The organism is Candidatus Pantoea multigeneris, from assembly GCF_011752615.1.
In the GTDB taxonomy this organism is placed as follows: domain Bacteria; phylum Pseudomonadota; class Gammaproteobacteria; order Enterobacterales; family Enterobacteriaceae; genus Pantoea; species Pantoea multigeneris.
In genome coordinates, this window is the sequence record NZ_VWXF01000002.1 from 373,818 (window position 1) to 400,010 (window position 26,193).

The following is a 26,193-nucleotide window of genomic DNA, read 5'->3' on the forward strand; positions in this document are numbered from 1 at the left end:
TCCCATCTCTGGCCGCTGTAAACGACGCAGCGGCCAGCATAACTCTGCTATCTCCTCGTGTTTTTTGAACTTTTTCCCTGAGATGTCTATGCTTGATCGGTAATACCAACACGCCGCATTCATTTTCAGGACGATAGCCTTGTATCGTTCGCCCTGTGCCCTGTTAAGGAAAACCGCCCAATGATTCGTCAACTGCTGCCAGGCCTCGTGTGTCTTCTCTTTTCTGGCTCGCTACTGGCCGCTGAGCCACTGTGTAAACAGAAAGAGAATGATATCCAGCATGAGATTGACGTCGCGCGTAAGCATGATAATCAGCGCCGGGTAAATGGCCTTGAGCGGGCTTTGACCGAAGTCCAGGCTTCCTGTACCGATCAGAAACTTAAAGCTGCGCAGTTGGAACGCATCAACACGCAGAAAGAGAAAGTCGGCGAGCGCGAGCATGAGCTAAAACAGGAACGTGACAAAGGGCATGACCAGGAAAAGATTGAAAAAAGGCAACAAAAACTGGATGAGGCCCGCCGCGAGCTGAAAAAAACGCAGGCTGAGCCTTACTGATATGGCATTCACATAGCTGCATGAAGGAGTCATTTATGTCTAAAGAATCATCTTCTGAACACCTGCGCGCCGAACTGAAAAATCTCGCCGATACGCTGGAAGAAGTGCTGAGCAGCTCCAGTGAGAAGTCTAAAACCGAGCTGGATAAACTGCGCCACAAAGCGCAAGCCGCACTGAGTAGCTCACGCGAGCGTCTTGGCGATTCCGGTGAGCGTCTGGCGCAAACCACGCGAGAAGCGGCCGCAAAAGCCGATGACTACGTGCGCGAAAATCCATGGCATGGCGTGGGTATTGGTGCAGCGATTGGCGTTGCGCTGGGTATTCTGCTCTCCCGTCGTTAATTATGGATAAACAGCAAAGCCACGGCCCCGGCAAAGGGGTCATCCACATCGGACAGCGCATTGTGACGACGCTGGTCAGCATGGCTGAAACCCGCGTGCGGCTGGCAGTGGCAGAACTGGAAGAGGAAAAGGCCAATCTGATTCAGATGTTACTGATGATTGGCCTGACCATGCTGTTCACGGCGTTTGGCTTAATGAGCCTGATGGTACTGATCATCTGGGCTGTTGATGCGCAATATCGCCTGATGGCAATGGGTATCACCACTGCCGTGCTGTTTGGCCTGGCACTGATTTTTGGCTTGTGGACGCTGTACAAATCTCGCCAGTCCACGCTGCTGCGCCATACGCGCAAAGAACTGGAAACCGATCGCCGCCTGCTGGAAGAGGATAAGTCATGAGTCGCCGGGAGCGTGAACAGCGCATCCACGACCTACTGGGCGACATCCAGCAGCAACGGCTCGATCTCAGCGCAGCCCGACGTGACTGGCTACAACACACGGCGCATTACGATCGTGGCTGGCACACATTCATCAATCTGCGCCGCTATCTGGCGATTGGCAGCGGCGTGCTGGCTATCTGGTCGGTGCGTAGCCCCAGTCTGATGCTGCGCTGGGCCAAGCGCGGATTTGGCGTCTGGAGCACCTGGCGCATGATCAAATCCACCCTCAATCAGCGTTAATCCCCCTGGCCGGTCGTTGTATCCGGCCTCTTTAATTCAGTTTTACTGAATAACATCAACATTTTTTCTCGCTTACAACCTTTGCACTCCGCGACTATCATCTTCAGCTATCAACCCAATGAACAGCAATAGCGCAGTTCGGCGGGTAATACTAGCCGCAGGCGCATTTGCCCTGTCGTAAAAAACCGTTGGAGTAAATGATGAAAAAATTCGAAGACACTGGCCTGCTGCTGGCACGTATCCTGATGCCAATCCTGTTCATCGTTGCAGGTTGGGGCAAAATCACCGGTTATGCAGGCACTGCGCAGTACATGCAGTCTGCAGGCGTTCCTGGCTTCCTGCTGCCACTGGTTATTCTGCTGGAGTTTGGCGGCGGTCTGGCGATTCTGTTTGGTTTCCTGACGCGTTTCACCGCGCTGTTTACCGCAGCTTTCACCCTGCTGACCGCGTTTATCTTCCACGTTGATTTCGCGAACGAAATTAACCAGCTGATGTTCATGAAAAACATGTCTATCGCCGGTGGCTTCCTGGTATTGGGTCTGGTTGGACCGGGTGCATACAGCATTGATGCACTGATTCGCAAGAAACTGCAGCCTTCTGCATCTTTCTAAGCGACAACAACGCATATACTTGTCAGGGCGGAGATCTTCTCCGCCCTTTTCGTTTTGGAGGGCATATGGGACAACTGATTGACGGTGTCTGGCATGACACCTGGTACGATACCAAATCCACCGGTGGACGCTTCAAGCGTAGCGACGCCGTGTGGCGCAACTGGGTGACTGCTGATGGCAGCGCAGGCCCAACCGGTAACGCCGGTTTTGCCGCTGAACGAGGCCGCTATCATCTGTATGTCTCCCTCGCCTGCCCCTGGGCACACCGCACTTTGCTATTGCGCAGCCTGAAAGGCTTAGAAGATTTTATCTCGGTTTCCGTGGTGCATCCGTTGATGCTGGAGAACGGCTGGACGTTCAATGATGATTTCCCCGGTGCGACAGGCGACCATCTCTATCAAAAACAGTATCTCTACCAACTCTATCTGCATGCCGATCCCCACTATACCGGGCGCGTTACGGTGCCAGTGTTATGGGATAAACAGCAGCAAACCATCGTAAGCAATGAATCCGCAGATATTATCCGCATGCTGAACAGCGCCTTTGACGCACAAGGGGCCAAAGCAGGCGATTACTATCCGCTGGCACTGCGCGAAAAGATTGATGAGCTAAATGGCTGGATTTACGACAGCGTGAATAACGGCGTGTACAAAGCCGGATTTGCCACCTCACAGCCCGCTTATGACGAAGCAGTGACCGCGTTGTTCCATTCGCTGGCGCGACTGGAGCAGATCCTCGGCCAGCATCGTTATCTGACCGGTGATAGCCTGACCGAAGCCGATCTGCGTTTATGGACCACGCTGGTGCGCTTTGATCCGGTTTATGTCACCCATTTTAAGTGCGATCGTCACCGGATCAGTGATTTTATCAACCTGAATGGCTTCCTACGCGATATCTACCAGATGCCGGGCATTGCCGAAACGGTCAATCTGCCGCACATTCGCCATCACTACTATTGCAGCCACAAGACCATCAATCCTAACGGGGTGATCTCGGTCGGACCGGCCTTTAACTGGGATGAACCCCACGGGCGCGGATGATCTGCTTTCCCCCACGGGCTGAGCCGGTGGGGGAAAACGTCACTCAGAACCGGTAGCTGACACCCGCTTCCACTGTACGGTCGCGGCCAATCCAGCAATAGGTTGAGCTGTAACAGGTATAGGTGAACTTGTTGGTCAGGTTCTGCGCGCTGGCTTTCACCAGCAAACCACGCAGTTGCGGACTGAGCACACCAAGATCGTAGCTGATCGCCGCATCAAACTGCGTGTTGCCACCGATCGCCGGCAGTGAGTTGTCCTGCGTGATCTCTGACTTGCCGCTGTAGCGTAGTCCGGCTCCCAGCATCAATCCCTGCAAGGCTGTCTCATTGAAGGTGTAATCCGCCCACAGGTTGACCTGGTTTAGCGGCACCTGAGTCGTACGCTTGCCCTGATACAAATCATCTTTCTTGTTTACCGCATCGGTATAGGCGTAGTTCGCCACCAAATTCAGGTTCTCCAGCGGACGGCTCACCACACTCAACTCCGCACCCTTCGACTCCACTTCTCCTGTCTGGCGATAGTTAGTGAGAGAGTTAGCCCCCAGGCTGTAATCGGTAGTCACCACATTTTTCTGTTTGATCTGGAATACCGAAGCGGTAACGGTGGTGGCGTAATCAGACAGCAGGTATTTCACCCCGCCCTCCAGCTGCTTGCTGGTGGTCGGTTTCGCCTTATCAGCCGTTAACGTGCCCTGCGGTGAAACTGGCATAAAGCCTTCCGAGTAGCTGACGTAAGGGGCGATACCATTACTAAACTGGTACAACGCGCCGAGCCGCTTAGTTACCCGATCCTGCGCAGTCCAGGTTTTGCTGTCCCCGGAAAGGTAATCCTCGGTGATAGCGTGATAATCGTCATAGCGCAGGCTGGCAAGGATATTCAGGCCGCCAAAGGCCATCTGATCCTGAAGATAGTACCCCTTCTGGCTAAAACTCAGGCGCTGGTTTAGCGCAGTGTACAGGCCAAGGCTGCTATCCGTGACCTGGCTGTAGTCCGGTGCCAGCAGGTTAATATCCGGGGTCGCATTCCCGCTATAGCGGTAGGTCAGGTGTGAATTCAGGTGCTGGTAATCAAAGCCTGCCAGCAGATGGTGCGTCCACGCTCCCCACAGCACATCCTTCTTCAGTTGGTTATCTATATTGACGCTATCCAGCCCTTCATCGGTGGTATAACCGTAGCGTGAGAGCTGCGTGCTGCTGCCATCGGTGCCAAGGGAGTAGACGCTACGTTGATGGGTATCTACCGTGAAATAGCGCGCTTTCTGCACCACGCCCCAGCCGTTATCGAACTGATGTTCAAAGCTGTAGCCCACCATGCCCTGCTGCTGCGAGAAACCATTCCAGTGGTCGCCAGCATAGGCGCGGCGTGAAGCATAACCGCTGCGCAGATAAGCCAACGGCAGCGGATTCGAGGGAGTCAGGCTTGGCTGATTCTGCCACAGCGCTTCCAGCGTCAGACGAGTTTGGTCAGAGGGCTGCCAGCTTAATGAAGGCGCGACCAGGTAACTTTCGTGCTTGCTGGTGTAGGGCTGATCCTGCCCTTCGCTGGCTTTACTGATAAAACGGTAGCTCCAGTCACTGTCGGCGATCTGCCCGGTGGAGTCGATATACCCCTCTTTCAGGCTACGGTTGCCGGTATTGAACCCCACTTCCGTGCTTTGTGCTTTCTGTGGCTTTTTGCCCTGAATATTCACCAGGCCTCCCGGCGAGGCGTTGCCATACAGCACCGATGAGGGGCCTTTGAGGATATCAACCTGATCAATCAGGATCGGATCGATACTGGCTTTGGTGTTGCCAGTGACGTTATAGGGCAGCTGGAGTCCATCGTAATACTCATTATCCGCAGAGAAACCCCGGATCTTGTACTCACTCATATAAGTGGTGCTGCCGCGCATCTCGGTTGAGACGCCCGCATCGTAGCGCAGGATCTCATTCAGTGAGTTAGCGTGGCGCTTCTCGATCTCTTGCTGACTGATACTGTTGATGGTTTGCGGCGTGCGGCTCTCCGGCACGGCCAATTTTGTTCCACTATTGGTGTAGGGCGCGACGCTGTTTTCAGCGCTACCCGCTGCGTCACCGGCCGTGACCACCAGCGTGGATGGATTCCCCTGGGAAGGCGCGGCATTGGCCGCCGGGCAGAGTGCGCAGGCAATGGCCATCGCCAGCGGACTCAATGCGTTTAAACGTTTCCATGCCAACATAAAAATAAGTCTCACTCTTGTTATTTTTGCTGGCGCTATTATCCCGACCCGCTAAACAAACCCGCTATGCGTGCTGCTGTAATGCGTATGCGCACTGACAAATTTATGCCAGCTCGCTGGGTGCCACACCATACTGGCGGCGGAAAGCCGTGGCGAAGTTGGTCGCATGCTGATAGCCAGACATCCATGCCGCCTGCTGCACGCTATATCCCTGCTGCAAATACGCCCGCGCCAGCGCGAGGCGACACTGCCGCAGGTAGTTAAAGATGGACTCGCCATAGCACTGGCGGAATTTGCTGCGTAAGCTGCTGGCGCTCATGGCCGCGAGCTGTGCCAGCGCATCCAGAGTATAGGGCCGTTCCGGGGCGCTCTCGATCAGCTGCTTAACCTGTTCCAGCCGCTGCAACTCGCGCGGACAAAGGGGGGAAGCGGAGGAAACTGACGGCGCGGGGATCATCCAGTAACCCAGCAACTGCAACAAGATACCTTCAAGGATCAGCTGATGCGCCAGGCTATCGCCTGTGGGCAGTTGTTGCAGTGATTGCAGCACCACGCCAGGAATCGCGCGTAACGCAGTCTGCGGCTGAGTTTGCTGCCATTGAGCCAGATACGCCGCCACGGCTGAAGACGGGCAAAAACGTTGGGGATCGATAGCGAGAGAGAGCGTGACCAGGCGCTCTGCTGCCTGATGGCGAGCGCTGAGCGTCTGCTGTGCATCCAACCGGGTGGTCAGCGCCATGCCACTTTGCAAATGCTGATAGCAACCGTTGACGGCGATCTCCACCTGCCCGGACAGTACCAGCAGTACATACAGCGGCGAATTGCCGGTTGAAGTGGATTCATAGGGTTCGATCACCTGCAAATCCGAACGAGTAATGCAAACGCCAGCTGGCAGCACCCACTCCTCAACATAACCCTGCACAACGGCGCGCTGCGCCACATCCTGCCGTCCCTGCTCCAGCGCAGGGAAGTGATAATCAATGCCGTAGCGCGCGCCAATATCGAGAAAGTGCGCCACGGTAAACGCGCTGGCACAGCGCGGCGAAATCGCAGAGTTCATCACAGTCAGCCTTGCTCACCATCACAGGGCTCACAGAGTAACATTCTCAACAAGCAGAAGCCTACAAATGATAACCATTCGTATTATTGTCGACTCATTTACGTGTCGACGTCGATTCAGCAAGGTGACATCAGGCGAGAAAAGACCAATAAAAAAGCCGCTCTCGCGGCTTTTTTATTGAGGTGAGTTAGCGGCGTTTGAGGAGTAAATACATACTCACCGCAAAGAACGCACCGCTTGGCAGTATCGCGCCGAGAATCGGCGGTAAGCCATAAACCAGCGACAGCGGGCCGAAAATCTGGTCCAGCACGTAGAAGATAAATCCAAAGCTAATGCCGGTCACCACGCGTACCCCCATCGACACGCTACGCAGCGGTCCGAAGATAAACGACAGGGCCATCAACATCATCACCGCTACCGACAGTGGCTGGAAAATCTTGCTCCACATGTTTAGCTGATAGCGGCCGGAAACCTGGCCAGACTGCTTGAGGTATTTGGTGTAGTTATACAGACCACGGATCGATAATGCGTCCGGGTCCAGCGCTACAACTCCCAGCTTGTCTGGCGTCAGGTTGGTTTTCCAGTCACCGGTCAGACTTTGTGAACCGGTAATCTGTTTCGGGTCATTCAGATCCGACTCTTCCACCTGCGAAAGCTGCCACTCTTTACGATCTTTATCCCAGCTCGCGCTGGCGGCATAGCGCACTTTTAACAACCGACGCTGATCGTTGAAGTTGTAAATACTGACACCATCCAGCGAGTTATCACCGTGGATGCGCTCAATATAAATAAAGCTATTACCGTCTTTAGCCCACAAGCCGTTCTGGGTAGAAACCAGCGCGCCGCCGTAAATCTGTTGGGCGCGATAGTTACGTGCCATCTGCTCGCCCTGCGGCGCAATAAACTCGCCCACCAACATGGTCAACAGCACCAGCGGGATTGCAGTCTTCATCACAGACAGCGCGACCTGCAGACGGGTAAAGCCTGAAGCCTGCATCACCACGAGTTCGCTGCGCTGTGCCAGTGCCCCCAACCCGAGCAGTGCGCCTAACAACGCCGCCATCGGAAAGAAGATTTCAATATCTTTCGGCACACTGAGCAAGGTGTAATAACCCGCATCCAGCGCGGTATAGGCACCCTGTCCGGTTTTGCGCAGCTGGTCGACAAACTTGATGATGCCAGAGAGCGACACCAGCATGAACAGCGTCAGCATAATGGTGTTAAAGATGGTCTTACCGATATACCGGTCTAAAACGCGAAACATCAGGCTGCCCCTCCGCGCACAAAGCGACCGCGAATACGCCGCATTGGCACCGTATCCCACAAGTTAAGCGCTATCGCCAACACCAGATACGACACATTCACGACCCACATCCAGATAGCCGGATCAAGGCGACCTTTGGAGCCACTTGAACGCAGAGAACTCTGTAACAGGAAGAAAATGAGGTACAGCAGCATCGCGGGCAGCATGGATAACACGCGGCCCTGACGTGGGTTAACCACGCTGAGCGGCACCACCATCAACGCCATAATCAGCACTGAAACCACCAGTGTCAGACGCCAGTGCAGCTCAGCACGGAACGGCGGCGTTTTGTTCTCCATCAGGCTGGACATGCTGGCCTGATCGGAATCATTTGGATCCAGCACCGCCTCTTTGTAGCCAATCACAGCCTGGTAATTACTGAAGTCCGTGATGCGGAAATCACGCAGCATTGCCGTGCCTTCAAAGCGTGTGCCTTTATCCAGCGTGACGACCTGTGAACCGTCTTTGCGCTGCTCCATATGACCGCTGTCACCCAATACCACAGAAGGGCGTGCATTGCCTTTTGGACGCAGTTGAGCAAGGAAGACGTGACCGAAGTGGTTGCCTTTGACGTTTTCAATAAACATCACGGCATTACCGTCACTGGAGGTCTGGAACTGGCCTGCCGCCAGTGCAGCAGCACCGGGGTTAGCTTTCGCATTCTTAGTGACTTCATCCTGATAGCGCGATGACCACGGGCCAAGCCAGGCCACGTTGATCGCCGCTACCGCAGCCGTCATCAGCATCAAAATCATGGCTGCTTTGACCAGCACACTTTTGCCGAGACCGCAGGCGTGCATCACGGTGATTTCACTCTCCGTGTACAACCGCCCAAGCGTCATGAGAATCGCCAGGAACAGGCTAAGGGGTAAAATAAGTTGCGCCATTTCAGGCACACCAAGGCCTAACAGTGTCAGGACAAGGTTTGTCGGGATGTCGCCATCTACAGCGGCACCTAAAATCCTGACTAACTTCTGACAAAAGAAGATTAATAGCAGGATAAACAGGATAGCCAGCTGACTTTTGAGCGTTTCCCGAACCAGATATCTAATGATGATCACGCTTAGTACGCCTGTGAAAACTTGTCTTTTTGCAGGAAAATCGCTAGTTTCAACGCTTATTCGCCATTTATCTTCATCAATGGCCGTCATCGTAGCTAAAATTGACAGACAAATGCTTCAGGATGGCGCAAAAACAACCTATTGCCATCTTGATTCATTATGACCGCAGGCGGCCAAATGTCATGCTGCGCCGCAAAATAAAGGGTGACGAGCGGACTACATTCTAGCGACAGCCGAGGCCGTTGTCTTTAAGATTCAGGAGAGTGCATGGAGTTCAGTGTAAAAAGCGGAAGCCCGGAAAAACAACGCAGTGCCTGCATTGTTGTCGGCGTTTTTGAACCGCGTCGTTTATCGCCGATTGCCGAACAGCTGGATAAAATCAGCGATGGCTACATCAGCGCCCTGCTTCGCCGGGGCGAGCTGGAAGGTAAAGTTGGCCAGACGCTGCTGCTGCACCACGTACCCAATATCCTCTCTGAGCGCATCCTGCTGATTGGTTGCGGTAAAGAGCGTGAACTGGATGAACGCCAGTACAAACAGGTGATCCAGAAAACCATCAACACCCTTAACGATACCGGTTCAATGGAAGCGGTCTGCTTCCTGACTGAGCTGCACGTCAAAGGACGCAATACTTACTGGAAAGTACGTCAGGCGGTAGAAACCTCAAAAGAGGCGCTCTACAACTTTGACCAGCTGAAAAGTAACCGTGTTGAACCACGCCGTCCGCTGCGCAAGCTGGTATTCAACGTACCGACCCGCCGTGAACTCACCAGCGGTGAGCGCGCCATCCAACACGGTCTGGCTGTGGCTGCCGGTGTTCGCGCGGCGAAAGATCTCGGCAATATGCCGCCAAACATCTGTAATGCGGCCTACCTTGCTTCACAGGCACGCCAACTGGCAGATGGCTTTAAAAACGTAACAACGCGTGTCATTGGCGAACAGCAGATGAAAGAGCTGGGCATGAATGCTTATCTCGCCGTGGGCGCTGGCTCGCAGAATGAATCGCTGATGTCGGTTATTGAGTACAAAGGCAACCCCGATGCAGAAGCGCGTCCGATTGTGCTGGTGGGCAAAGGCCTGACCTTTGACGCAGGCGGCATCTCGATCAAGCCTGCCGACTCAATGGACGAAATGAAATACGACATGTGCGGCGCGGCCTCGGTGTACGGCGTGATGCGCATGGTGGCAGAGCTTGGCCTGCCGTTGAATGTGGTCGGTGTCCTGGCCGGGTGCGAAAACATGGTTGATGGCCGGGCAATGCGTCCTGGTGACGTCCTGACGACCATGTCCGGTCAAACGGTAGAAGTGCTGAATACCGATGCCGAAGGTCGCCTGGTGCTGTGTGACGTGCTGACTTACGTTGAGCGTTTTGATCCTGAAACGGTAATTGACGTAGCAACCCTGACCGGTGCCTGTGTGATTGCATTAGGCCATCACATCAGCGGTTTACTGTCGAACCACAATCCACTGGCCCATGAGCTGATTGGCGCGTCCGAACAGTCTGGCGATCGCGCATGGCGTCTGCCGATGTCCGATGAATATCAGGAGCAGTTAGAGTCCAATTTTGCCGATATGGCAAACATTGGTGGGCGTCCAGGTGGTGCAATTACTGCCGCCTGCTTCCTGGCGCGTTTTGCGCGTAAATATAACTGGGCTCATTTGGACATTGCTGGCACCGCATGGCGCTCAGGCAAGGCCAAAGGGGCTACCGGTCGTCCGGTGCCGCTGCTGTCGCAGTTCTTGCTTAACCGCGCCGGACTGAACGGCGACGATTAAGCCTGAATCATGAAAAACGCAACCTTCTATGTGCTGGCCGATGATGTGCCAGCCGATGAGCTCAGCGCCGTTGAGGCGCTGGCTTGCGATCTGGCCGCGCAGCACTGGCGCGGAGGCCAACGTATACTTATCGCCTGCGTCGATGAGCAACAGGCTATCCGTCTGGATGAGGCGTTATGGCAGCGCCCAGCCGAGGCTTTTGTGCCCCATAACCTCGCTGGAGAAGGGCCGCGTTACGGCGCTCCCGTCGAACTGGCCTGGCCTCAGCGTCGCGGGAGTTCACCGCGCGATCTGCTGATCAGCCTGCTGCCACAGTTCGCAGATTTTGCTACTGCTTTCCATGAAGTGGTAGACTTTGTTCCTTACGAAGAATCGCAGAAACAGCTGGCGCGCGAACGCTATAAAGCGTACCGCAGCGTTGGATTCCAATTGAATACGGCTACCCCGCCGCAGCCGCCAACGACATAGCAGAAATGGAAAAGACATATAACCCGCAAGATATCGAGCAGCCGCTTTACGAGCAATGGGAAAAGCAAGGCTATTTCAAACCGAATGGTGATACGAGCCAGGAAAGCTTCTGCATCATGATCCCGCCGCCGAACGTCACCGGTAGCTTGCATATGGGTCACGCATTCCAGCAAACCATCATGGATACCATGATCCGTTACCAGCGTATGCAGGGCAAAAATACCCTGTGGCAGGCCGGTACTGACCACGCAGGTATCGCAACCCAGATGGTGGTTGAGCGCAAAATCGCGGCTGAAGAGGGGAAAACCCGTCAGGATTATGGCCGTGACGCCTTTATCGACAAAATCTGGCAGTGGAAAGCAGAATCGGGTGGCAACATCTCCCGTCAAATGCGCCGTCTGGGCAACTCCGTTGACTGGGAGCGCGAGCGTTTCACCATGGACGAAGGCCTGTCCAACGCCGTGCGCGAAGTGTTTGTCCGCCTGTACAAAGAGAATCTGATTTACCGTGGTAAGCGCCTGGTAAACTGGGATCCAAAACTGCGTACCGCCATCTCTGACCTGGAAGTGGAAAACCGTGAAACCAAAGGTTCCATGTGGCACATCCGCTATCCGCTGGCCGATGGCGTTACCACCGCTGAAGGCAAAGACTACCTGGTTGTCGCGACCACGCGTCCGGAAACCCTGTTGGGTGATACCGGTGTGGCCGTTAACCCGAAAGATCCGCGTTACAAAGATCTGATCGGCAAAGAAGTCCTGCTGCCGCTGGTGAATCGCCGTATCCCCATCGTGGGCGATGAGCACGCAGACATGGAAAAAGGCACCGGTTGTGTGAAGATCACCCCGGCGCACGATTTCAACGACTACGAAGTCGGTCGTCGTCATCAGCTGCCAATGATCAACATTCTGACCTTTGATGGCGACATCCGCGAACGCGCGGAAGTGTTCGACACCAACGGCGAAGTCAGCGATGAATGTGCGGATGAAATCCCGGTTCAGTTCCAGAAGCTGGAGCGTTTTGCTGCGCGTAAAGCACTGGTTGCCGCTGTCGATGAACTGGGTTTACTGGAAGAGATCAAACCGCACGATCTGACCGTACCTTACGGCGATCGTGGTGGCGTAGTGATCGAACCTATGCTGACCGATCAGTGGTATGTGCGCACTGCTCCACTGGCAAAAGTTGCGGTTGAAGCGGTTGAAAACGGTGATATCCAGTTCGTACCGAAGCAGTACGAAAACATGTACTTCTCATGGATGCGTGATATCCAGGACTGGTGTATTTCGCGTCAGCTGTGGTGGGGACACCGCATCCCAGCCTGGTACGACAACGAAGGCAATGTCTACGTCGGCCGTACCGAAGAGGAAGTGCGTCAGGAAAACAACCTGCCTGCGGATGTTGCACTGCGCCAGGATGACGACGTACTGGATACCTGGTTCTCTTCAGGCCTGTGGACCTTCTCTACGCTGGGCTGGCCAGAAAATACCGAAGCGCTGCGTACCTTCCACCCAACCAGCGTGCTGGTGAGTGGCTTCGACATCATCTTCTTCTGGATTGCCCGCATGATCATGCTGACCATGCACTTCATGAAAGATGAAGACGGTAAACCGCAGGTGCCGTTCAAAACTGTCTACATCACCGGTCTGATCCGTGATGATGAAGGGCAGAAAATGTCCAAGTCGAAAGGTAACGTTATCGATCCACTGGATATGGTTGACGGTATTTCGCTGGAAGACCTGCTGGAAAAACGTACCGGCAACATGATGCAGCCACAGCTGGCAGAGAAAATCCGCAAGCGTACCGAGAAACAGTTCCCGGAAGGTATTACCCCTTCAGGGACCGATGCCCTGCGCTTTACGCTGGCAGCGCTGGCCTCTACCGGCCGTGATATCAACTGGGACATGAAGCGCCTGGAAGGTTATCGCAACTTCTGTAATAAGCTGTGGAATGCCAGCCGTTTCGTGCTGATGAACACCGAAGATCAGGATTGCGGCCAGAATGGCGGCGAACTGCAACTGTCGATTGCCGATCGCTGGATCCTGGCAGAGTTCAACAACACCGTTAAAGCCTACCGTGAAGCGCTGGACAGCTACCGCTTTGATATCGCGGCGAACATCCTGTACGACTTCACCTGGAACCAGTTCTGTGACTGGTATCTGGAGCTGACGAAGCCGGTGATGAACAGCGGTAGCGAAGCAGAACTGCGCGGCACGCGTAATACGCTGGTCACCGTGCTGGAAGCGTTGCTGCGCCTGGCGCACCCGATTATTCCATTCATCACTGAAACCATCTGGCAGCGCGTTAAAGTGCTGAAAAACATCACGGCTGACACCATCATGCTGCAACCTTTCCCGGAGTATGACGCCGAGAAAGTCGATGCAGTGGCGCAGGCAGACGTGGAGTGGATGAAGCAGGCGATTGTCGCGGTGCGTAACATCCGTGCAGAAATGAACATCTCTCCAGGTAAACCGCTGGACGTACTGCTGCGTAATGCGCCGCAGGAAGCCGTGCGTCGCGTTGAAGAGAACCGGACATTCCTGTCACGTCTGGCGCGTCTCGAAAGCCTGACGATTCTGCCAGCGGGTGAAAAAGGCCCACTGTCAGTCACCAAAATCGTTGAAGGCACCGAACTGCTGATCCCAATGGCCGACCTGGTTAACAAGGAAGCGGAGCTGGAGCGTCTGGCAAAAGAGCTGACCAAACTGGATGTTGAGATTGAGAAAATTCAGTCAAAACTCTCCAACGAAGGCTTTGTCTCACGCGCACCAGAAGCGGTGGTGGCGAAAGAGCGCGAGCGCATCAGCGAGTTTGAAGCAGCTAAAGCAAAACTGATTGAACAGCAGGGCTTGATTGCGGCATTGTAAGCGCTGAAGGTTTACTGCTTATTCTAAGCCGGGCCGATGCCCGGCTTTTTATTGAGGTGAAAATGACAACCGCCACACAACTGGAATTTCAGGTGCGGCCCATCACGCCTGCGGATAATCCCCATTTAGCGCGGGTGATTCGCGAAGTCTCTGCCGAATTCGGGCTGACCGCCGATAAGGGATTTACCGTCTCCGATCCCAATCTGGACCGCCTGTTTGAACTATACAGCGCCGATCGTAGCGCCTACTGGGTGATTGAACACCAGGGTCAGGTGGTGGGCGGCGGCGGCGTTGCCCCACTCTCTTGCGCAGCGGACGATATTTGCGAACTGCAAAAAATGTATTTCCTGCCTCAGGCGCGTGGCGCCGGATTAGGGCGTGAGATGGCGCTGCGAGCGCTGGAACATGCGCGGTCGCTGGGTTTTCGGCGCTGCTATCTGGAAACAACTGGCACACTGCTGAGTGCGGTAAAACTCTACCACGCGTTGGGCTTTACCCTGCTGGATGGCCCGATGGGCTGTACCGGACACAATGACTGTGAAGTGTGGATGATCCGGGACTTGTAACGTCCCGTTGAGTACACCGGCACGGTGCTGCGGACAAAAAAATGCGCAGCGTTGACAACACGCTGCGCACATCTCTGTTACTTTTTACTTTTCAAACCCGCCGTATCTTGCGCGGATTATCCTTGCAGCTTATCCAGCAGTTTCTGATGAATGCCGCCAAAGCCACCGTTGCTCATCACCAAAATGGTATCGCCCGGTTGAGCGGCTTTCGCCACCATCGCTACCAACGCGTCGATATCTGCGCTCCAGTGCGCCGGCTGAATACAGGCTTCAGCCACTTCTGCCACCTGCCACGGAATGTGATGTGGCTGGAACAGGAAGACTTCATCAGCGCGCGCCAGAGAAGGGGCTAAATCGTTTTTGCTGACGCCCATTTTCATGGTGTTCGAGCGTGGCTCCAGTACCGCCAGAATACGCGCGGTGCCGCCCACTTTGCTGCGTAACGCAGAAAGCGTCGCGAGGATCGCCGTAGGGTGATGCGCAAAGTCGTCATAGACTTTGACGCCGTTGACTTCACCACGCAACTCCAGACGACGGCGGGCATTGATGAAGTTGCCCAGCGCCGCGGCGGCATCCTGGGGACGCACGCCAACGTGACGCGCAGCAGCAATCGCCATCAGGCCATTATGCATGTTGTGCTCGCCCACCAGCGACCAGTTGACCTCACCCACCTGCTCACCGGCCAACTGAACGCTCCAGCGTGATGCATCAGGGGTCAGTTTTTTCGCCTGCCAGTCACCGTTTTCGCCCAGCGTCTCCTGCTCGCTCCAGCAACCCTGCGCCAGCACCTGCTTCAGATTTTGATCGTTTTCAGGTGACAGGATCTTGCCCTGCCCCGGCACGATACGCACCAGATGGTTAAACTGCTTCTGGATCGCTTTCAGATCGTCGAAGATGTCCGCATGATCGAACTCAAGGTTATTGAGGATCAGCGTGCGTGGGCAGTAATGCACGAATTTCGAGCGTTTGTCGAAGAAGGCACAGTCATACTCATCGGCTTCGATCACAAAGAACGGGCTTTTTCCTAATTTCGCGGAAACATCGAAGTTGCCCGGCACGCCGCCAATGATAAAGCCAGGCTCCAGGCCACACTCTTGCAGAATCCACGCCAGCATACCTGAAGTGGTTGTTTTTCCATGGGTTCCTGCCACTGCCAGTACCCAGCGCTCGCGCAGCACATAGTCATGCAGCCACTGCGGGCCGGAAAGGTAAGGAATGTTACGTTCCAGTACCGCTTCCACGCAGGGATTGCCACGGCTCATGGCGTTGCCGATGATCACTAAATCAGGTGCAGGATCAAGCTGATCAACATCATAACCTTCATGAATATCAATACCTTGCTCTAACAGCTGCGTGCTCATGGGTGGATAGACATTACTGTCCGCACCGGAGACTTCATGTCCGAGCGAGCGTGCCAGCAGAGCCAGCCCGCCCATAAAAGTGCCGCAAATTCCTAGGATGTGAATACGCATAACCTGATCCATTACTCAAAAGTCCGGCGCACAGTTTACCGCTCTGCGCGACGGGAAGAAACGGATTAGGACTATGGTTTTTGCTGTTCAATCGGCTAAACTGCGTACGCATACGCTGGCAGTTTTTTCCATGCTGCCGCTCCATCGAAGATTCAGGGAATGTGTTATGAAAACATTGGGCGAATTCATCGTCGAGAAACAGCACGACTTTCCGCATGCCACAGGTGAACTGACGGCACTTATCTCAGCCATTAAGCTGGGTGCCAAAATTATTCACCGTGACATCAATAAAGCGGGCTTAGTGGATATTCTCGGCGCGAGTGGCGTGGAGAACGTGCAGGGCGAGCAGCAGATGAAGCTGGATCTGTTTGCGAACGAGAAGCTGAAAGCGGCACTGAAAGCTCGTGGGATCGTTGCCGGCATCGCTTCAGAGGAAGAAGATGAATTTGTGATCTTCGAAGGTGTAGAAGACGGTAAATATGTCGTGCTGATGGACCCGCTGGACGGTTCCTCCAACATCGATGTTAACGTCTCTGTGGGCACCATTTTCTCCATCTATCACCGTGTTTCTGAGCCAGGTACGCCGGTAACAGAAGCTGACTTTATGCAGCCGGGCCACAAGCAGGTTGCCGCAGGTTATGTGGTTTATGGCTCTTCCACCATGATGGTTTACACCACCGGTGTTGGCGTGCATGCGTTTACTTACGATCCGTCTCTGGGCGTATTCTGCCTGAGCCACGAACGTATGACCTTCCCGGAGAAAGGCTACACCTACTCCATCAACGAAGGTAACTACATTCGCTTCCCACAGGGCGTGAAGAAATACCTGAAGTTCTGCCAGGAAGAAGATCTCCCGACCCATCGCCCATATACCTCACGTTATATCGGCTCACTGGTGGCAGATTTCCACCGTAACCTGCTGAAAGGCGGTATCTACCTCTATCCAAGCACCGCCAGCCACCCGAAAGGCAAACTGCGCCTGCTGTATGAGTGCAACCCAATGGCATTCCTGGCTGAACAGGCCGGCGGTAAAGCCAGTGATGGTGCCACCCGTATTCTGGATATCCAGCCAGAAACCCTGCACCAGCGTTGCCCGTTCTTCTGTGGTAACGATGCCATGGTTGATGACGTAGAACGTTTCCTGCGTGAATTCCCGGACCAGCATTAATCCGGCCTGATTCAGAGCATTAAACGCCCTGCCGGGAGACTGGCAGGGCGTTTTTCTTTTCCCGCTTCCAATCACCAATCTCCGGTTGCGTCTGCGCCTTGAATCGTCGATAAAGAAAGCGCTTACACTTTATCCTCTGGAGAAATCATGGCTGCTTATGCCTCTACAATCATTCTAATTTGCCTTGCGGTACTGAGTTACTTTGTTCACAACAACGCGGTGACCATCTCGATTCTGATTTTGCTCGCCATTAAGTTGACGCCACTGGCCACGTTTTTCCCGGTGGTGGAAAAACAGGGCATTCAGGTGGGCATTATTATCCTGACTGTGGCGGTTATGGCCCCTCTGGCAAGCGGTTCCCTTCCCGCCTCCTCACTGATTAAATCCTTTATGGACTGGAAATCCGGCGCGGCAATTATTGTCGGTGTGTTGGTGGCGTGGCTAGGCGCGCGTGGCGTGAGTTTTATGAGTGCTCAACCTTCAATTATTGGTGGTCTTCTGGTTGGCACAGTGATTGGCGTAGCGTTCTTTCGTGGCGTACCGGTCGGACCACTGATTGCGGCCGGAATTGTCTCGCTGATGTTCGCCGGAAAATAGTCTCTGGAGCAATCTGAAAGGTCAAAAAGAGGGGCATACTTTCAGAGTCAGTTGGCTATAATAGCGGTCACTTAACACATGACTAGTGAAGGAATTGACAATGAGTCTGAACCAGGTGCCTGCGGGTAAAGAACTGCCAGAAGATATCTACGTAATCATCGAGATCCCAGCCAATGCTGATCCGATCAAATATGAAGTAGACAAAGAGTCTGGTGCCCTGTTCGTAGACCGTTTTATGTCTACCGCGATGTTCTACCCGGCTAACTACGGCTACATCAACAACACCCTGTCTCTGGATGGGGACCCGGTTGACGTGCTGGTTCCTACCCAGTACCCACTGGTTCCAGGTTCTGTGATCCGCTGCCGTCCAGTTGGCGTGCTGAAGATGACCGACGAATCAGGTGAAGATGCGAAAGTTATTGCCGTACCGCACACCAAACTGAGCAAAGAGTACGACCACATCAAAGATGTGCAGGACCTGCCAGAGCTGCTGAAAGCACAGATCACTCACTTCTTCGAGCACTACAAAGATCTGGAAAAAGGCAAGTGGGTTAAGGTTGACGGCTGGGATAACGCAGAAGCGGCCAAAGCTGAAATCATCGCCTCTTACGAGCGCGCACAGAAGAAGTAATGTCTGTGCTGTAAAAGAAAACGCCGTCCAGTTGGACGGCGTTTTTTTTATCTCTTAAACGTCTTCATCACGCTTTAGCCAGTCACCGCTCGCTATCTGTTGCAGTCCGGCTACCGAACGCTGATAGATATAAAGCCAGGCACTGCCATAAGGTGTTTGCACCAGATGACGTTTATATTCGCCACCTTTGGTACGCAACGCGTCCAGTTCTCCCATGGTCGAGGCGTCGACCCGATAGACTTCGCAGTATACCGTCCCCGCCCCTGGCACAACGCCTGGATAAAGCCCCAGATTGTAGAGCTCGAAGCCCTCAATCTGGTGATCACCCAGCCATTGCGCATTTGTCATCCAGTGACTATTTCCCTGTTTGCGTCGTAAACTGCCATAGACAATTATTCGCATTGCTAAAACTCAAACTGATAGAGCAAATCGAGAGCCTGATCCACGCCGGATACGGCCTCAAGATAGAGTTTAGGCATCAGGCGATAACGTAAGGTTAAGGTCGCCAGTGAATCAAAGATGCCAACACCATATTTTACTTGTAGACCCGGCAGCACGTAACCGCTGACCTGCACCTGTTGGCTGTCACCAACACCCGCAGTATCCAGAGCAAGATTACTTACGCCGAAGGTCTCGCCGATTTTACCCACAACCTGCCCACTTTGTGCAACCCCCAAGCCCACCAAAGCAGAAGTTAATGCGTTACTGTCTCCTTCACTGCTCAAACCCTGACCGCGCAAGAGATAGGAAAGGGCTTCCTGCTGCGACATAGTGGGATCGGAGAAGACCTCGACCTTCGGCTCATCCGCCAGGCCTGTGACGCGGATCCCGGCGGTAACGTCATCCTCCGTTGATTCCGGATTACGAATCGCCTCCAGGTTGAGATAGGGTTGCGCAGGCGGTCCAGAGAACTGCAACTCACCTTTACGCACAATCAGATCCTGCCCATACGCGTGGAAACGACCAGAAGGGATATTGATCTGCCCATTGATACCCAGTCCGGTTTTGTCCTGCACCAGCTTCAGATCGCCATTAAGCTTCGCTTTCAGGCCAAAGGCTGACAGGCGCACATCATCGCCCACGTGAATCACCAGATTGCTGTTGATGGGGATCGCGGTGCTTTTCGGCTGTATCGGTTTTAGATTTTCATCCAGCATCACTTCATCTGAAGAGACGCCAACCGCGCTCTGCGGCACGTCCTGCACCGTGATACGCGCCCATGGGATGTCCACCTTCCCGTCCAGCGTAAACGCAGCAGGCGTGGCTTCAAACACGATATCTGGCGACACATCCATACGCACCATCGGTGGCACCGTGACACGAACCCGGTTGCCCTGCGCCGCAATCTTCGCACGCCAGTTATCGATTTTGCTCCAGTCCGCATCGCCGTTCAGGTTGATATTGCCCTGTTTGGTTTGCACCAGGCCATTAAGCGTTGAGCTACTGCCGTTGAACACCATATTCAGGTTGGCAGCCGTCAGATCGACCGGCATGAAGCTGGCATCAACATCCAGATCTTTCAGCCCTAACTGACCATAAATCTGCGGTTGCAACACGCTACCACCCAGACGCAGGTTACTGTTGAGCATCCCTTTGAGTTTCTCACCGTCAACCAGCGCCGGGTTGAGCATCGCCAGGGAAAGGTTGCTGATGTTGACGTTGCCGGCCAACAGACGGCGTTTTTCCGGGTCGGTGATCTGCACGTTGCCGCTGAGCTGCCCGTTATTCACCAGTTTGATGAGCCAGTCGAGCTGGGCTTTGCCATCGCGCAGGGCCGCCGTCAGGTTCAGAGTATCGAAAGCGATGGGTAACGTGTTGCCCTGTACATCCTGAGCCACTTTCACACCATTGCCTTTCAGCGTGATATTGCCTGTCGGCAAACCGCCTTTGCTGTCCCAGCTCATGCGGGCATCACCGCTAAAGCTGCCATTCAGCTGCGTCTCTTTCGGCAAGAAAGGTTTGATCATCGCCAGATCAAAACGATTCAGCACCAGATGCGCATGGCCACTTGGGCCCGCTTCCACCGGTTCAGGCACACACAACCGGGCATTCGGGTTCTGCCAGCAGTGCGGGCCAATCGTGGCGGTTTGCTTGCTGTTGAGGTAATCAATGCTCATGGACGGCAACAGTCGCCATTCGCCAACCGGTGTCTCAAAACGCGTGTTATTCAGCGTGCCTTTCCAGTGCTGTGTTGCGCGGTCAAAGCTTCCGTTGATCGCCAACTGACCAGAAACAGGTTCGCCCTGCACCGCCAGCGTCAACTGGTGCTGCTTTTCATTGCCGTTGGCTTTCAGCAGCAGTGACTGAATCTTAAGCGCGTCCTGCTGTAGCCTATCGACACGCAACTGTAGCTTACCGCCAATCTGTTCGCTGGAGCTGACATCCCCCTCCAGCGCGACGCGCTGAATGCTCAACTGCTGCCAGCGTAATCCGGTGGCGTTGAGATCCGCTAACAGTTGGGGTGCCTGCAAGGTACCACGCGCTTTAATCGTGCCTTTCACTACCCCCGCCAGGCCAGGCAGTGCATTGTTGAGGCTTGGCGCATCGACGATGGTATCGAGGTTCAGCGTTTTGCCCAACTCCCCTTTCACCTGCAGCGTATTGCGTCCCAGTGCCACATTGATGCCCGGCACCGTCCACTGGTTATAGCTGTTACCGCGTAGTTGACCCTGCACGTTAACGGCATTTTGCTTCACGTTACCTTTCAGTTCGATTTTCGGCACGTTGAGCTGCCAACTGCCACCATACAGGCTGCCGCGAGTACTGATGGCGCCATCCAGTTTGGCTGGCCAGTCCGGGTACTGCTTCGCCGTGTTGATCCCGCTTAACGTCAGATCGCTGTGCCAGCTGATGGCTTTGCTCCAGTCCACCAGCGCCTGTAAATCGACGTTGCCTTGCAGTACCGCCAGTCGCAGTTTATCCAGCGAGAACTGCTGGGTGTTGCCTTTGCCATCCAGTGAAATCGTCGCGGGTGGCATCCCTTCGCCTTTTACCGCCGTGCGCAGCGCCATGCTGTAATCGGTAGCCTTACCGCTAAAGCGATAATCAAGATTATCTGCCTGATACTGCACCGGACCGCTCAGAGGCCAACGCAACTGCGGGCTGGTTAATGTCAGAGAGAGTGGCAAACCCGCCACCGCCAACTGGGTTGAGGCATCCAACTGTGCCGGGACAGGGCCAGAGAGATTGAGTGAAAGTTTCAGGGTATCGCGCATCGCACCGCTCAGGTCGAGAGCCACTTTCTCGCCTTTTAACGGATCGATATCAGCGCTGCCGTTAAGCTTAAACGCCACTGGCCAGTTATCGGCTAATGTCGCTTCACCACTGCCCTGTAGCTGACCGAAGTTAGAATCTACATCCAGCGTTTGCAGTTTAAGTTGGCGATCTTGCGTGGTGGCTTTCAGCTCAAGTCGCTTCACGGTGATATCGGTATCACCCGTCAGACGCAGCTGTTCACCCACAATCTGCTGAATTTCAATATCCAGTGGCAGCGTGAAATCCGGCAGGTCAGGTAACAACGGTTTTTCAAACAGCGCGGCTACCGTTTCACCCAACGGTTTCTCTTCTGGCTGTGGCTGTTGCACTTTGGGTTGCACCACCTGCTCATCCACCACTTTGGCGGCTTTTGGCAGGGCTACCAGCAGGCTTTCGATGCGAGTTGGGCTCAGTGTCAGCGCACGCTTTTGCCAGTGCATACCGGTGGTAAATTCCTGCAATGAGATGGCGGTATCATCAATTTTCAGGTTGATGTTATGCAGGCCGAGATGGCTTAGCGTCAGCGGATAAGGGGTACTTAGCTCGCCGAGGCTGCTCTCTTCCTGCGGCGTATCGGCTTTCGCGGGTGCCATTTTACTGCTGTCCACCACTACGCTGACATCACTCAGATCGATGTCATCCACACACAGCGAGGAGTGGAGCAGGCAGTTGAGATTCACCGCGAGATGGAAGCGTCCGGCGCTAACGCTAACACCGGGCATGTCATAGCGCAGGTCGCTGACGGTAAGATTACGCCAGCCCCCCTCCACTTGCTTGATGGAGAGGCCCGGCACCCAGCGGTTTGCGCCCTTGAACAACAGATGCAATCCTGGCGTTGTCCCCACCAGAAAAGCTACGCCGCCAAACAGCAGCACGAAAAAAATCAAAACACCAATCAGGACCTTTTTCCATCGCTTCATAGTTCTGGCCCCAGCCCTACGTAAAATTGCACACCATGTTCCTCGCTATCGCCAATCGGGCGGGCGATATCAAATTTAATCGGCCCGACCGGCGAGGCCCAGCGCACACCAACACCGGCACCGGTTTTGATATCACTGCGGCGGATGTCATTGACGGCTTCGCCGGAATCAATAAACACCGCTCCCCACCACTTGCCGCTGACGTTGTATTGATATTCCAGCGATCCGGTTGCCAGTTTCGAGGCACCGGTCAGCTTGTTATCGGCATCACGCGGCGAGATATCTTTGTATTTGTAACCACGAATGCTGCGGTCACCCCCGGCAAAGAAGCGCAAGTCCGGTGGGACTTTGTCGAAATCACTGGTTTCAATCCAGCCGAGATTACCGCGTACCACAAAGCGGTTTTTCTCACCCAGCATACGAATCCAGACGTTTTGTGCCTGCAAGATCAGGAAGTCCACGTCAGACCCCCAGGTGGTGTTTGATACATCCACAGAGTAACGCTGCGAATCCCCCCACGTTGGCATTAAACCACCGCGAGATCGCGTGCGATTCACGCTAACACCCGGATAAAGCAGCATGGTGGTGTTGGTTACGCTGCCTTGGGTATAGTGATCGAGGCTCCACTTCAGGTTAATCGCCCTTTGCCAGCCACTGCTGCTTTCCCAGTAGCGTGAAACGCCCAGGGTTGAGGTATCGGCTTTGGTATCGTTGAGATCGGTGCGTTTTAATCCGGCAGAAAAGGTGTAGTACTGCTCAATCGGGCTTTTCAGCAGCGGAATTTTGTAGGTCATGTCGAGCTGCTGTTCTGGCGCAGACACATAAGTGCTGGCAGTCAGGCTGTGGCCGCGATCGTTGACCCATGGCCGGTTCCAGGTGGCTTTAACGCGCGGTCCAACATCGGTAGAGTAGCCAACCCCGGTTTCCAGGGTATTCTGCGTGCGCGGTGCCACTGCCGCATTCAAAGGCAGTACCTTACTCTCACGCCCTTTATCAAACTCCGGTGCCACGACCACGGTGCTAAACCAGCCCGTCGCCGACAGGCGGCGGTTCAGTTCAGCCAAATCGCGGGAGTTGTAGGGATCGCCTTTTTTAAACGGCACCAGATTTCTCAAATACTCTTCGCGGATTTGCGATCCGGTAAAACTCACATCACCAAAGTGATAACGTTTGCCGCTGTCGTACTCTATGTCCCAGAACGCTTCATGCCGGGCAGCAGAAACCCCGAGCTGGCTCTTCTTAAAGTCGCCATCAAAGTAGCCGTTACGTACTGCAAGGTCGGAAAAACCGCTTTTAAATTTGTCGTAATCACCGTGATTCAGCTGCGTGCCAATTTTTGGCCGGCCGTTTTTGATCCACGCGAGGTAATCCGGGTCGTTTCTCGCTTCACCGTCCACCACAATGGTGCTGCCCGCAATTTTCACCGGCTCTCCCGGCGTCACGCGTGCAATCAATACCGGCCTGCCACCTTGCGCAGGAGCCGGACGTGATTCGAATGCCACTTCAGTGTCGTAGTAACCCAACGCCCGCAGCCCTTCTTTAATGGCTTGCGAGACGCGCGCCTGGAAGCGGCCATCGTTGGTCACTTCATCGCTGCTGATCGTCGAAAGGCGAACTCTGGCGTTCTTTTGTAATTCCCCCTGCAACCCTTCCAGCTCCAGGCGGACTTTTGCCGCATCTGCGGTCGAAGCAACAAGCAACAGGCAACTGATGCAATAGAGATGTATTCGCGGCACGCATACTCCTGTTTTTAGTGCTGGCCCCTTTTCCGCAGGGGCATTAATCATTGCGCCGTGGCGACCCTGGCGGGCGCTATCCACAGCATAGCCGCGCTTTACCCTGGCGGCGAAAAAATCACACTTCATGTAAAAAAACGGTGGCTGCCGGCAAACTCGCGCAATGCTGGCCAAAAGACCTGTTTAATCTTAAGCCACAACAGCCGTTAACTAATTCCTATTGTCGATAATTGCGGGCGGTGTGACAACCGCAGTGTCCTGTAAAGGCAAATTCAGTTTCTGTCTCGGAATTATCTTAAAGAACTCGCAATCCATCGCTTCGCACTGCTGGCGGCGCGATTAGCCCTACTGCTATAATCGGCTGCCGCAGGCAAACCGCCTGCATTCAACACCTCTGCCCCGGCAGTTTTACACTTGCCGTATCGGTGCAGACATTTTTGGCACGGATAGCCCGCCGACAAATGCGTACACGACGTACTCGCTTCTCCGCATGTTGCCCAGGCCAAAAATGACGAGTGGATAAACTTTTGGATCTTTTATGATTAATAGCTTACTTGTCATTATCTTGCTGATTGTTATCAGTTCCTTTTTCTCCCTTTCTGAGATATCGCTGGCCGCTGCCCGTAAAATCAAACTCAAACTGCTGGCCGACGAAGGCAACATCAACGCACAGCGCGTACTGAAGATGCAGGAACAACCCGGCATGTTCTTTACCGTGGTGCAAATTGGCCTGAACGCGGTCGCCATTCTCGGCGGTATCGTCGGCGATGCTGCCTTTTCTCCGGTGTTCTACAGCCTGTTTAGCAAAATCGCTAACCCAGAACTGGCGGAACAGCTGAGCTTTATCTGTTCATTCACCATCGTCACCAGCCTGTTTATCTTGTTCGCCGATCTGACACCAAAACGCGTCGGCATGATTGCACCAGAGGCGGTAGCACTGCGCATCATCAACCCAATGCGCTTCTGCTTGCTGATCATGCGTCCGCTGGTATGGCTGTTTAACGGCCTGGCAAACGTCTTCTTCCGCATCTTTAAACTGCCGATGGTGCGTAAAGACGACATCACTTCCGATGATATCTATGCGGTGGTAGAGGCGGGTGCGCTGGCTGGCGTACTGCGTAAGCAGGAACACGAGCTGATTGAAAACGTATTTGAGCTGGAATCCCGTACCGTTCCCTCTTCTATGACCTCACGTGAGAACATTGTGTGGTTCGATCTGCGTGAAGACGAAAGCAGCCTGAAAGCCAAAATTGCCGAACGTCCACACTCCAAGTTCCTCGTGTGTGATGGCGATATTGACCACATTGTGGGCTATGTCGATTCCAAAGAGCTGCTGCTGCGCGTGTTGGGCAATCAGAGCATGACCTTACACAGTGGGGTTCAACTGCGTTCCGCGCTGATTGTGCCGGACACGCTGACCTTGTCTGAAGCTCTGGAGAGTTTTAAAACCGCCGGGGAAGACTTCGCGGTCATCATGAATGAATACGCCCTGGTCGTGGGTATCATCACACTGAACGACGTGATGACGACGCTGATGGGCGACCTGGTTGGCCAGGGTATGGAAGAACAAATTGTCGCGCGTGATGCCAACTCGTGGTTGGTAGAGGGCGGTACACCCATTGATGACGTGATGCGCGTGCTGGATATTGATGATTTCCCGCAGTCAGGCAACTACGAAACCATTGGCGGTTTTATGATGTACATGCTGCGTAAAATCCCGAAACGCACCGATTTCGTGAAGTTTGCCGGGTATAAATTCGAAGTGGTAGATATTGATAGCTATCGCATTGACCAGCTACTGGTTACGCGGATTGATGAGCATCCGCCAGTGCTGCATGTGGAAAAAACAGCAGAAGAGTCATAATCTATGGGCGGCCTGAGAGCCGCCCTTTTTGT

Annotated in this window: 22 protein-coding genes; 14 read left to right on the forward strand and 8 right to left on the reverse strand. The window is 54.2% G+C overall.

Annotated features, from left to right (window positions below):
- Nucleotides 1-180: 180 nt before the first annotated feature.
- From F3J40_RS07190 to F3J40_RS07215, 6 genes are all read left to right on the forward strand, one after another.
- Nucleotides 181-555, forward strand: coding sequence for a DUF1090 domain-containing protein (locus tag F3J40_RS07190; protein WP_167013289.1), 375 nt, complete (start codon nucleotides 181-183; stop codon nucleotides 553-555).
- Between the two features lie 35 nt (nucleotides 556-590).
- Nucleotides 591-896: an ElaB/YgaM/YqjD family protein gene (locus tag F3J40_RS07195; protein ID WP_167013291.1), complete on the forward strand. Its 306-nt coding sequence runs from the start codon at nucleotides 591-593 to the stop codon at nucleotides 894-896.
- A 2-nt stretch (nucleotides 897-898) separates the two neighbouring features.
- A complete protein-coding gene (locus F3J40_RS07200) occupies nucleotides 899-1,294 on the forward strand; it encodes a phage holin family protein (protein ID WP_017347452.1) in 396 nt (131 codons plus the stop codon).
- The gene (locus tag F3J40_RS07205) at nucleotides 1,291-1,575 is read left to right on the forward strand and encodes a YqjK-like family protein (RefSeq protein ID WP_017347451.1); all 285 of its coding nucleotides are present in this window, start codon (nucleotides 1,291-1,293) and stop codon (nucleotides 1,573-1,575) included. Before F3J40_RS07200 ends, F3J40_RS07205 begins: the two co-directional genes overlap by 4 nt.
- Before the next feature lie 200 nt (nucleotides 1,576-1,775).
- Complete coding sequence (locus F3J40_RS07210) at nucleotides 1,776-2,186, forward strand: DoxX family protein (protein ID WP_026042570.1); 411 nt, start codon at nucleotides 1,776-1,778, stop codon at nucleotides 2,184-2,186.
- A 65-nt stretch (nucleotides 2,187-2,251) separates the two neighbouring features.
- Complete coding sequence (locus F3J40_RS07215) at nucleotides 2,252-3,226, forward strand: glutathione S-transferase family protein (RefSeq protein WP_017347449.1); 975 nt, start codon at nucleotides 2,252-2,254, stop codon at nucleotides 3,224-3,226.
- Nucleotides 3,227-3,269: 43 nt separating this feature from the next.
- Here the strand turns inward: F3J40_RS07215 and F3J40_RS07220 are convergent, their stop codons facing one another.
- From F3J40_RS07220 to lptF, 4 genes are all read right to left on the reverse strand, one after another.
- The gene (locus F3J40_RS07220; RefSeq protein ID WP_205297243.1) at nucleotides 3,270-5,423 is read right to left on the reverse strand and encodes a TonB-dependent siderophore receptor; all 2,154 of its coding nucleotides are present in this window, start codon (nucleotides 5,421-5,423) and stop codon (nucleotides 3,270-3,272) included.
- Nucleotides 5,424-5,526: 103 nt separating this feature from the next.
- Complete coding sequence (locus tag F3J40_RS07225) at nucleotides 5,527-6,483, reverse strand: helix-turn-helix domain-containing protein (RefSeq protein ID WP_167013293.1); 957 nt, start codon at nucleotides 6,481-6,483, stop codon at nucleotides 5,527-5,529.
- Between the two features lie 187 nt (nucleotides 6,484-6,670).
- Entirely contained in the window at nucleotides 6,671-7,747 is a 1,077-nt protein-coding gene (lptG, locus tag F3J40_RS07230) for an LPS export ABC transporter permease LptG (protein WP_167013295.1), read from the reverse strand.
- Entirely contained in the window at nucleotides 7,747-8,847 is a 1,101-nt protein-coding gene (gene lptF / locus F3J40_RS07235; protein WP_167013296.1) for an LPS export ABC transporter permease LptF, read from the reverse strand. The genes lptG and lptF overlap by 1 nt, the downstream gene beginning before the upstream one ends.
- Before the next feature lie 267 nt (nucleotides 8,848-9,114).
- On the opposite strand from lptF, the gene pepA reads away from it, so the two are divergent.
- From pepA to F3J40_RS07255, 4 genes are all read left to right on the forward strand, one after another.
- Nucleotides 9,115-10,623, forward strand: coding sequence for a leucyl aminopeptidase (gene pepA, locus F3J40_RS07240; RefSeq protein WP_167013298.1), 1,509 nt, complete (start codon nucleotides 9,115-9,117; stop codon nucleotides 10,621-10,623).
- Nucleotides 10,624-10,632: 9 nt separating this feature from the next.
- Nucleotides 10,633-11,091, forward strand: a complete 459-nt coding sequence (locus tag F3J40_RS07245) for a DNA polymerase III subunit chi (protein ID WP_167013300.1) — start codon at nucleotides 10,633-10,635, stop codon at nucleotides 11,089-11,091.
- A 5-nt stretch (nucleotides 11,092-11,096) separates the two neighbouring features.
- The gene (locus F3J40_RS07250) at nucleotides 11,097-13,952 is read left to right on the forward strand and encodes a valine--tRNA ligase (protein ID WP_017347440.1); all 2,856 of its coding nucleotides are present in this window, start codon (nucleotides 11,097-11,099) and stop codon (nucleotides 13,950-13,952) included.
- A 62-nt stretch (nucleotides 13,953-14,014) separates the two neighbouring features.
- Nucleotides 14,015-14,518 (forward strand): GNAT family N-acetyltransferase, encoded by a 504-nt coding sequence (locus F3J40_RS07255; protein ID WP_167013302.1) that lies wholly within the window; start codon nucleotides 14,015-14,017, stop codon nucleotides 14,516-14,518.
- Nucleotides 14,519-14,634: 116 nt separating this feature from the next.
- Here the strand turns inward: F3J40_RS07255 and mpl are convergent, their stop codons facing one another.
- On the reverse strand, nucleotides 14,635-15,990 hold the full coding sequence (mpl, locus tag F3J40_RS07260) for a UDP-N-acetylmuramate:L-alanyl-gamma-D-glutamyl-meso-diaminopimelate ligase (RefSeq protein WP_167013304.1): 1,356 nt from the start codon (nucleotides 15,988-15,990) through the stop codon (nucleotides 14,635-14,637).
- A gap of 166 nt (nucleotides 15,991-16,156) precedes the next feature.
- Between mpl and fbp the strand changes: the two genes are divergently transcribed.
- The 3 genes from fbp to ppa all read left to right on the forward strand — a co-directional run bounded on the left by fbp (nucleotide 16,157) and on the right by ppa (nucleotide 18,386).
- Nucleotides 16,157-17,158, forward strand: a complete 1,002-nt coding sequence (gene fbp, locus F3J40_RS07265) for a class 1 fructose-bisphosphatase (protein ID WP_167013315.1) — start codon at nucleotides 16,157-16,159, stop codon at nucleotides 17,156-17,158.
- Between the two features lie 147 nt (nucleotides 17,159-17,305).
- Nucleotides 17,306-17,755, forward strand: a complete 450-nt coding sequence (locus tag F3J40_RS07270) for a DUF441 domain-containing protein (protein ID WP_017347436.1) — start codon at nucleotides 17,306-17,308, stop codon at nucleotides 17,753-17,755.
- A 100-nt stretch (nucleotides 17,756-17,855) separates the two neighbouring features.
- Complete coding sequence (gene ppa / locus F3J40_RS07275; RefSeq protein ID WP_017347435.1) at nucleotides 17,856-18,386, forward strand: inorganic diphosphatase; 531 nt, start codon at nucleotides 17,856-17,858, stop codon at nucleotides 18,384-18,386.
- 54 nt (nucleotides 18,387-18,440) lie between these two features.
- On the opposite strand, the gene F3J40_RS07280 is transcribed toward ppa, so the two are convergent.
- Genes F3J40_RS07280 through tamA form a run of 3 tightly spaced genes read right to left on the reverse strand, consistent with a single transcriptional unit; the run spans nucleotide 18,441 to nucleotide 24,297 of the window.
- A complete protein-coding gene (locus F3J40_RS07280; RefSeq protein ID WP_026042565.1) occupies nucleotides 18,441-18,788 on the reverse strand; it encodes a gamma-glutamylcyclotransferase family protein in 348 nt (115 codons plus the stop codon).
- A gap of 2 nt (nucleotides 18,789-18,790) precedes the next feature.
- Entirely contained in the window at nucleotides 18,791-22,561 is a 3,771-nt protein-coding gene (gene tamB, locus F3J40_RS07285; protein ID WP_167013317.1) for an autotransporter assembly complex protein TamB, read from the reverse strand.
- A complete protein-coding gene (gene tamA, locus F3J40_RS07290; protein ID WP_167013319.1) occupies nucleotides 22,558-24,297 on the reverse strand; it encodes an autotransporter assembly complex protein TamA in 1,740 nt (579 codons plus the stop codon). Before tamA ends, tamB begins: the two co-directional genes overlap by 4 nt.
- A gap of 538 nt (nucleotides 24,298-24,835) precedes the next feature.
- Here tamA and paeA point away from each other — a divergent pair.
- The gene (gene paeA, locus F3J40_RS07295) at nucleotides 24,836-26,161 is read left to right on the forward strand and encodes a polyamine export protein PaeA (protein ID WP_017347431.1); all 1,326 of its coding nucleotides are present in this window, start codon (nucleotides 24,836-24,838) and stop codon (nucleotides 26,159-26,161) included.
- Nucleotides 26,162-26,193: the final 32 nt, after the last annotated feature.

Bases quoted from the DNA above. Each gene is read 5' to 3' on its own strand.
- mpl (WP_167013304.1), bottom strand. From the start codon at position 15,990: ATGCGTATTCACATCCTAGGAATTTGCGGCACTTTTATGGGCGGGCTG.
- tamB (WP_167013317.1), bottom strand. From the start codon at position 22,561: ATGAAGCGATGGAAAAAGGTCCTGATTGGTGTTTTGATTTTTTTCGTG.
- F3J40_RS07270 (WP_017347436.1), top strand. From the start codon at position 17,306: ATGGCTGCTTATGCCTCTACAATCATTCTAATTTGCCTTGCGGTACTG.
- F3J40_RS07210 (WP_026042570.1), top strand. From the start codon at position 1,776: ATGAAAAAATTCGAAGACACTGGCCTGCTGCTGGCACGTATCCTGATG.
- F3J40_RS07195 (WP_167013291.1), top strand. From the start codon at position 591: ATGTCTAAAGAATCATCTTCTGAACACCTGCGCGCCGAACTGAAAAAT.
- F3J40_RS07225 (WP_167013293.1), bottom strand. From the start codon at position 6,483: ATGAACTCTGCGATTTCGCCGCGCTGTGCCAGCGCGTTTACCGTGGCG.
- F3J40_RS07190 (WP_167013289.1), top strand. From the start codon at position 181: ATGATTCGTCAACTGCTGCCAGGCCTCGTGTGTCTTCTCTTTTCTGGC.
- fbp (WP_167013315.1), top strand. From the start codon at position 16,157: ATGAAAACATTGGGCGAATTCATCGTCGAGAAACAGCACGACTTTCCG.
- F3J40_RS07250 (WP_017347440.1), top strand. From the start codon at position 11,097: ATGGAAAAGACATATAACCCGCAAGATATCGAGCAGCCGCTTTACGAG.
- F3J40_RS07205 (WP_017347451.1), top strand. From the start codon at position 1,291: ATGAGTCGCCGGGAGCGTGAACAGCGCATCCACGACCTACTGGGCGAC.
- lptG (WP_167013295.1), bottom strand. From the start codon at position 7,747: ATGTTTCGCGTTTTAGACCGGTATATCGGTAAGACCATCTTTAACACC.
- pepA (WP_167013298.1), top strand. From the start codon at position 9,115: ATGGAGTTCAGTGTAAAAAGCGGAAGCCCGGAAAAACAACGCAGTGCC.
- ppa (WP_017347435.1), top strand. From the start codon at position 17,856: ATGAGTCTGAACCAGGTGCCTGCGGGTAAAGAACTGCCAGAAGATATC.
- F3J40_RS07215 (WP_017347449.1), top strand. From the start codon at position 2,252: ATGGGACAACTGATTGACGGTGTCTGGCATGACACCTGGTACGATACC.
- F3J40_RS07245 (WP_167013300.1), top strand. From the start codon at position 10,633: ATGAAAAACGCAACCTTCTATGTGCTGGCCGATGATGTGCCAGCCGAT.
- F3J40_RS07255 (WP_167013302.1), top strand. From the start codon at position 14,015: ATGACAACCGCCACACAACTGGAATTTCAGGTGCGGCCCATCACGCCT.
- paeA (WP_017347431.1), top strand. From the start codon at position 24,836: ATGATTAATAGCTTACTTGTCATTATCTTGCTGATTGTTATCAGTTCC.
- F3J40_RS07200 (WP_017347452.1), top strand. From the start codon at position 899: ATGGATAAACAGCAAAGCCACGGCCCCGGCAAAGGGGTCATCCACATC.
- F3J40_RS07280 (WP_026042565.1), bottom strand. From the start codon at position 18,788: ATGCGAATAATTGTCTATGGCAGTTTACGACGCAAACAGGGAAATAGT.
- F3J40_RS07220 (WP_205297243.1), bottom strand. From the start codon at position 5,423: ATGTTGGCATGGAAACGTTTAAACGCATTGAGTCCGCTGGCGATGGCC.